The following is a 7,282-nucleotide window of genomic DNA, read 5'->3' on the forward strand; positions in this document are numbered from 1 at the left end:
AACGATTACCATTCAAAAACGTAAACTTTCAAGAGATGAAATTTCACGTGAACAACAAATTAAAAATATTATGGACGGAGTAAAAGAGCGCCAGTCCTCTTACTACAATCGTCTTTACTAAATAAATTATAAAGGGGCAGTATCCAATGAAATTCAGAGTATTCTTTTTAACGATTACCATTCAAAAAAATAAATTATCTGAGTCTGATATGCTTCATGACCGACAAATTGAACAGGCTATGGACAACGTAAAAGAACGACAAAGTCATTATTGTAGTCACTTGTAATTCCTATTCGAAAGGAGGAATTCATGTATGAAGTTTCACCTTTTCTTTTTAACCATTACGATTCAAAAAGAAACTATATCTGCAAATGAAGTACAACAAGAGGAACAGTATAAAAAGATTATAGATGAAATTCGTGATCGTAGAAGCAAGTACTACACTCATCTATAATTGTTGAACTTATATTAGAAATGAAAGGAGTCGGTTATGATGTTAATGACGCGGTGTAAAGAAATGATTTGGATAGTTCAGAGGGATTCCACATAGTTTAACAGGAATAATTTATACAAGTGTTGCAGTTAATTTGATGTGTAAAAAATATATAATAATAAGTATTTCATACACTCTAAAAAAATAAAAGATACACCACTATAAGCGGTGTATCTTTCTCAACATATTCTATTTCCGTTTACTTCGTTTCGTCTTAAACAATCTTACTAAGTTCGAAACCACTGTTTTCGTTACCGCATAAACAGGCACTGCTAAAATCATTCCGATAATTCCCGCGAAATTACCTACCCCTAAAATAAGGATGATAATTGTTAACGGATGGATGTTTAATTTTGAACTCATAATACGTGGCGATATAATGTTACTTTCAAACTGTTGTACGATTGTTACAATAATAATTACGTACAGAGCTTGCATCGGAGATACGAATAGACCTACAATAACAGCTGGTGCTGCTCCGATAAAAGGACCTAAGTTTGGAATTATATTTGTAAGTGCTGCGATAATCCCTAAAACGAAAGCATACGGTAAACCGATGATTAAATAACCAGTAAATGTAAAGGCACCAATAAACATACAAACGAGCGCTTGCCCTTGAATATATGCAGATAATGTTTCGTTCGTTTCCTTTATGATATGAAGTCCTTCTTCACGGTAAGACTCTGGTAATACACTAACAGCTTTCCCTGGAAATGCATGTCCATCTTTAAACATATAAAATAAAATGAACGGTACTGTAAAGATAACTAACGCCACGTTCGTGATAATACCAAATAAAGCCGTTGCACTCGACGTAATTGTGTTTGGTATTTCCTTTAAGTATTCAATCGCATTTTTCTCAATTGTTTCAATGGAAACGTAGTTTTGTGTAGATAACCATTCAAATAACCTATGATGGGATAGATCTTGTATGTATACTTTCCCCTCTTTTATATAAGTCGGCATATTTTTCACTAAATCCATTAGCTGTTGTGAGATGGTTGGAACAACTACTCCAATAGCAACTCCAGTTAATGTGATGATAAAAAGATACAGTAGTAAAATCGCTAAACCTCTAGGTACTTTTTTATTCTCCAAAAAGACTAACAATGGGTTAAATATGAAGTATAAAAATAACGCGATTAAAATTGGGAAAAATAATGTTGATATGAAGATACCAATCGGTTGAAATAAAAACGATATTTTTGTGCAAATAAATATAATTCCTACAACCATTAGCACTTCTAATGTCCAAAAGTGCACTTTCGATTTCAAAAAAACGTCCTCCTTTAAACTAGCACTTCTCTTCATTGTACCAAATTAAACTTAGATTTTACATAATATTTTCCTTTACAATGTTCCAAAATCCTATTAAATACACTACAATGAGATTACAGACAAATTTGCAGGTAAAGGTGATAAATATGACACAATGCATCATTTGCAGAAAAGATACGAAAGAACTTAGTGAACAACATGTCATCCCAGAGATATTATGTGGATATTATTTCACAAACTCCATTTGTGATTCCTGTTATGAACATATGACAACAAATGTTGACCGTCCTTTAATTAGGCATAAGCTAAGTCAATATAAGATTGAGCAAATGAAAAAACAAATCGACTCCCCTCTCTATACGAATGAACATGGTGAGGAGCTGGCGGCCGCTGAAACGGATGTTGTCGAAGTAAATGATGAAATACTTTATTCTAATGCATTAATTATGAAACTATGTAAAAAGCACGATATTTCATTACATAATGAAATTTGGAAAGAAGAGCGCGTAACAAAAGTAGCTAGTTCTATTCAACGTGAATTGCTTTTAGATAACCGTAAATATAAGATGAGTGTATTAAAAATGGCTTATACTTTTGCTGTACAAACAATTGATGGCTACTTTGACGATCCAGATGCGATTGATATTTCTACCATTCTATTAAATGCCGATTTCATGGAATTAAAGGAAAAGAGTATCGTTCGTGACTTAAGCAAAAGTTCTTTATGGAATACATTAAATACAACGAGCGAAAATCATTACTTTATTTTACTTAGTGATAAAGACGGTCTGTTCTGCTTCATTCGCCTATTTGATATTTTTGATGTTGTTGTTCATTTATCAGAAAAGAGATACAATCTTCCATCACCAATTGTCGGCGTAAATAATGTAGACAAAAAAGGATTTTTTGTGGAAAGTTTAAAACAGTATATGGATGGGTTATTTAAAGAAACTACACCTTCCATTTAATCCACATCAGAACATACGGTCTCCTTTCTTCATGAAAAGACACTGTGTTATAATGAGTATGAAAAGAACAATACAATCACATAAAACAATTAAAAACTGTATATAAATAAAAAAGACTAGTGTGCGGCTACACACTAGTCCACGTAACTTAGCAGATTGGATTGTTCATTATCCTATTTGTTTCGTACAAACACAACAACCCACATTCTATAGGCATAGGTGGGTTGTTATTTTTTGAGCTTGTCAATTAAGACGACAATAAACGTTAACAATGCAACGAGAAACAGTCCACCTTGCAGCAGCAACGCAATTTCACTCATGTATTATCACCCCCCTCCTACTCGGAGAAGTGATAATTGAACAACCAACCGTACCATAAGTTACCTCTTAATTTTACCATATTTATTAATTGTTTACGATGAAAACCCGCAAGCTATTAAGTTGCGAGTTTTTTTATTTTTCATGTGAAAAAAATCTCTTTCTGTTTAAATATAGTCTCCGTTTCTAAAATCATTTGAGATAAGAATACATGAATTGTATCCGTTAATACGTTAAGAGCTTCTTTCACATAACCATTTTCAAATTGATCTAATGGCTCAGGTAATTCGTCTTCATCTAATATGAAATACTCACCATTAGGAAGAACCATAATATCAATGATTAAATCTTCAAATGTTACTAACTCATTTCCTACATGTGTGTTTTTTACGATATTAAAATATGACCCTAAATAATGCCCTGCATCATCTCTCCATATGTATAAGTTATATGGACGATCTTCCCAATAATATGCGGTTGTACAACTACCTTTAGGAATAGTTAATTTTATTTTGTTTGCTGTCATTGTAAAAGGGTACTGTACCTCATGAAATAGTACGATTTTTTTCGGTTGTGCTTCTACTAATAAACAAATGTGATCTACAGTTGTAGAATCGTAACGTATTTTTCTTTCTATAATTTCAATCCCTGGTGTACGCAAACAATTCATTTTTTTAGTTACCCCTTCTATCATATAGTGCGTCCGTTTTTAATTATATCCTTTACGCTCCTGATTAAGAAAGTATAAAAAACTCCTTCTATAATGGAAGGAGTTCATGAATCACTACTATTTTATTAACCACGATTCATATATGGCCTTTTATTTTTTTCAATACAAACTCCATATACACCAAACGCACGGTGATACTTTAGTATTTTACTCATATTTCAACTTTTCCATAACCGCATCATAAAATTCCCGTTCATCGTCTACATTTAAATGCACACGACTCACTGTTTTAGAAAATCCATATAATAACTGCGCTTTAATTGGCTCTTTTAACGTTATTTCAAAAGTTGCAGGTTCCTTTATAAATTCCATAACAGTTGCGTCAAGAACCTCTTTCTCTTCTTCTTTCGTTAAAGATTCGCCTTTATAAAACACAATGTTATCAATTTGTGTAAATGGTATAACGATTTTCTTTCCTAATCCAATTTGAATAATCAATTTTTCTTCCACAACGATAATTGGATTTTTACGCATCGCTTGTATTTCAGCTAAAAAATAAAACATCGCATATATGTTTAAGATGAGTAAAACCCAAGCTATTACTGGGTTCCATTGATGAAGTAAATAATGAAAACCGATACTTTCAATTAATGTTGCATGAATAATCATGATATAAACACCTATTGCACCGGTCTTTTTATGATATGAGTATATCGATTCACTTTCTGATACTTTTTCACGCCACGATAAAAAAGCATAATAGAGTAATTTACACTCTGTTAGAATGATATTTACAGCCTTACTTCTCTTCATATTAGCATCAAACGCTGCATCAATCGCATAAGAAAATGAAGAATACTCACTTCTATATTCTTTATATCGTTTTATTATTTTAGGAAGTACTCTTATAATTTTATATATAAGAAACAGTTCAAAACATACGAACACAATTTCTCCAGCGACTATTACATACGAAACAAATGAAAAAGCTTGTAAATAATCACTAGGAATTATAAATCTTGCGAATACGTATCCAGCTATAACTACAGGAAACATATACGTTAACGAATATCTTTTCCGTATAATAAAGAAATATGTGATGACCGGAATTATAAACATAAAATCTAATAATGAACCGAGAACTACTTCTTTCGGGGCATCTGGTACTATTGGAAGGGCATACAATAAATAGTTTGATAACATAATTAAAGATACGAGTCCAATCCAAATACCTTTTCGCCTTCGTGAAATTGATGGATTCATTCCTTCTCTCCTCTATTTAAAGACCCCATTTAAATTATCTTTATAAAATGAGATAGCACGTTCAAATTCTTTTACCTCATCTACTTTCACAACTGTCTCTAACAGTAATTTCATCGCTTCTTCATGGTCGTTTACGTTATATTTTGCTAATGATAAAAACACTTTCATCACGTCATTTTCCGGGAACTTCTTTATCCCTGCTTCTAATACAATAATCGCTTTATCATACTCCCCTATACAACGATACGTACTACCAAGACCGATATACGCACCGCGAAGGGATTCCCCATCAAGTCCGTTCGCAATTGCCTGTTCATAATACGGAACAGCCTCTGTTTCAAGCCCCATTACATCATGTATCCAGGCGCATTGATATAGTACTTCTGCATCCCTTGTAAAGTTTGTTAATCCTATTAGTATCTCTCTAGACTGCGCATATTTCTTTTCATTTCTAAGTTTAATAGCTTGCTTTAATAAATGTTCCATAGAATCCACTCCTCACAAAATGTTCAATATGCATATATCATGTATTACACATTTACGAGCAGCTAATAGTCTATTCCATTGATTCGATTTAATAATTAGTGAGGGATACGTTCCCCCACTAATTTAATATTAACTCCATTACATACTATGCGACTGCATCTCTTTCTAAAAGCTTTAATTTACATAGTAATAACACGATTACATAAATGCTCTAACATATTGACAATTTCTTTTGCGGTTTCATCTTTCCCATTACATAGCTTCACATTACCATCTTGTCCAATAACGTGATGTACAGCACCTCGAGAATATAAAGAATGCGGTGAGTTCGCTACCATTACACTTGCTTTTGCACCTTCCATTCTTTTGCTTGCTCTTTCAATAAGTTCTGTTTCATTTACGTCACTTTCCAGTTTAAAACCAACGAGTATCGTTTCTGGATCCCAACTCTTTATTTGTTTTAATACTTTTGGCGCTTTTTGAAAATGAATAATTGGTGCGATATCACTTGAAATCTTTCCGTTCATATTAAGAATATTTCCATCTTGATCACAAATCTTTTCGACAATCCAATCTGATCCAGCAGCAGCCATAATAACTGCGTCAACTTTTTCATGTGTAATAATACTTTTCATCTTATCTTGTAAATCAATAATCCCCTCAAATGGATGCAATTCTAATTGATTATTTACCCCCATTGGCTTCTCAGCAAAATAGCCATGCAAATATATAACATTTGCTCCTTTTGTCATTAGCTCTTCTGCAATAATTCTTCCAATCGTACCTCTTGCTAAATTTGTATGTCCGCGTACTTGATCCCATTTTTCTAGGCAACCGCCGCTCGTAATTAATACTTTTTTCCCCTGCATAATAACCATCCCTTACTTATTTTTCGCACGAAACCACTCTGATCCAAAGTCAACTGCATCACGTTGCCTCATAAAACGGCACGTCGCATTCCCTATCTTACCTCGCGTAACTGTTCCTTTCCGTTCGTATTCAACTCCGATTTCTACAAACGTATCAGAATCGTAATCCATTTCATCGAATTCTTTCCATACTCTTACACCTTCTTCTATAATAGGCGCTCCCACCTTTATTAACTCGCGTGCACCTGTACGTACCTCGGATAAATGTATGGACGTATTGGAGTCATAACCGACACCAAGTAATAATATGTATCCATCTAAATCGTATATTTTTCGTAATGGCGATTCTTCACCAAAACTTATGGAAAGTGAATGATTCGCTGTAATTTCTTCTGCGTATTTCCCCCATGCTGCAAAACTACTGAGCGGATGATTACTGCGCAATACATTCGGATATGTACGAAAACATTCAACTACTTTTCCCATTGCCCTTGTTGGTGTTATACGCGGGTCAAATGCTGGGACGTTATCCCGGATAATTTGCCACCAGTCTTCTGGTACAGGTGGTCTTGACCAATGTTTTGGATCGGATAAATCTGAAGATTGGGTTGGCATAATTATCGTTCCTTCTTCTGTAACAACTTTCATTAACGCTTCTACTACGGCAACTGCCCCACCAGATATCCAACCGATTGAACTTAATGATGAATGAACAATAACTGTCATTCCTTTTTCTATCCCTAAGGTTTTTAAATCGTTTGTAATTGTTTCGATTGTATTTGGAAGTTTTGTACTCGCCACTATTTCATTCATTTTCACGGTTGTTCCCCCATTTTGCTTTAAACTAATACATACATATATTATCATATTTTTCTTAATTTTTAACATAATCCATATAGATTACTATACTCCTATCGTTCTTATCATATCGGAAAC

11 protein-coding genes are annotated in these 7,282 nt (G+C 33.5%); 4 read left to right on the forward strand and 7 right to left on the reverse strand.

The features are described from left to right. The 3 genes from KI356_RS19880 to KI356_RS19890 form a co-directional block, all read left to right on the forward strand. Positions 1-121: YrzI family small protein (locus tag KI356_RS19880; RefSeq protein ID WP_238486210.1), on the forward strand; the 121-nt coding region annotated here is incomplete at its 5' end. Between the two features lie 25 nt (positions 122-146). After that, complete coding sequence (locus KI356_RS19885; protein WP_002120147.1) at positions 147-287, forward strand: YrzI family small protein; 141 nt, start codon at positions 147-149, stop codon at positions 285-287. Between the two features lie 27 nt (positions 288-314). Continuing rightward, on the forward strand, positions 315-455 hold the full coding sequence (locus KI356_RS19890) for a YrzI family small protein (RefSeq protein ID WP_212936222.1): 141 nt from the start codon (positions 315-317) through the stop codon (positions 453-455). A gap of 228 nt (positions 456-683) precedes the next feature. On the opposite strand, the gene KI356_RS19895 is transcribed toward KI356_RS19890, so the two are convergent. Further along, positions 684-1,769 carry an AI-2E family transporter gene (locus KI356_RS19895; RefSeq protein ID WP_128280326.1) on the reverse strand — a complete coding sequence of 362 codons (1,086 nt, stop codon included), beginning with the start codon at positions 1,767-1,769 and terminating at the stop codon, positions 684-686. Between the two features lie 149 nt (positions 1,770-1,918). Here KI356_RS19895 and KI356_RS19900 point away from each other — a divergent pair, with 149 nt between their 5' ends. Next, complete coding sequence (locus KI356_RS19900) at positions 1,919-2,740, forward strand: HNH endonuclease (protein ID WP_212936223.1); 822 nt, start codon at positions 1,919-1,921, stop codon at positions 2,738-2,740. 227 nt (positions 2,741-2,967) lie between these two features. On the opposite strand, the gene KI356_RS28265 is transcribed toward KI356_RS19900, so the two are convergent. The 6 genes from KI356_RS28265 to KI356_RS19925 form a co-directional block, all read right to left on the reverse strand. After that, complete coding sequence (locus KI356_RS28265) at positions 2,968-3,060, reverse strand: putative holin-like toxin (RefSeq protein WP_001289319.1); 93 nt, start codon at positions 3,058-3,060, stop codon at positions 2,968-2,970. 140 nt (positions 3,061-3,200) lie between these two features. Continuing rightward, on the reverse strand, positions 3,201-3,728 hold the full coding sequence (locus KI356_RS19905) for a ribonuclease FAU-1 family protein (RefSeq protein WP_212936224.1): 528 nt from the start codon (positions 3,726-3,728) through the stop codon (positions 3,201-3,203). A 207-nt stretch (positions 3,729-3,935) separates the two neighbouring features. Continuing rightward, positions 3,936-4,991, reverse strand: coding sequence for a hypothetical protein (locus KI356_RS19910; protein WP_212936225.1), 1,056 nt, complete (start codon positions 4,989-4,991; stop codon positions 3,936-3,938). Between the two features lie 12 nt (positions 4,992-5,003). Next, a complete protein-coding gene (locus tag KI356_RS19915; RefSeq protein WP_212936226.1) occupies positions 5,004-5,477 on the reverse strand; it encodes a tetratricopeptide repeat protein in 474 nt (157 codons plus the stop codon). A gap of 179 nt (positions 5,478-5,656) precedes the next feature. Then, the gene (locus KI356_RS19920; RefSeq protein ID WP_212936227.1) at positions 5,657-6,346 is read right to left on the reverse strand and encodes a phosphopantothenoylcysteine decarboxylase domain-containing protein; all 690 of its coding nucleotides are present in this window, start codon (positions 6,344-6,346) and stop codon (positions 5,657-5,659) included. A gap of 12 nt (positions 6,347-6,358) precedes the next feature. Then, complete coding sequence (locus KI356_RS19925; RefSeq protein WP_212936229.1) at positions 6,359-7,159, reverse strand: AAC(3) family N-acetyltransferase; 801 nt, start codon at positions 7,157-7,159, stop codon at positions 6,359-6,361. Positions 7,160-7,282 lie beyond the last annotated feature (123 nt).

Origin of the sequence: Bacillus hominis (assembly GCF_018332515.1) — a bacterium.
GTDB lineage: Bacteria > Bacillota > Bacilli > Bacillales > Bacillaceae_G > Bacillus_A > Bacillus_A hominis.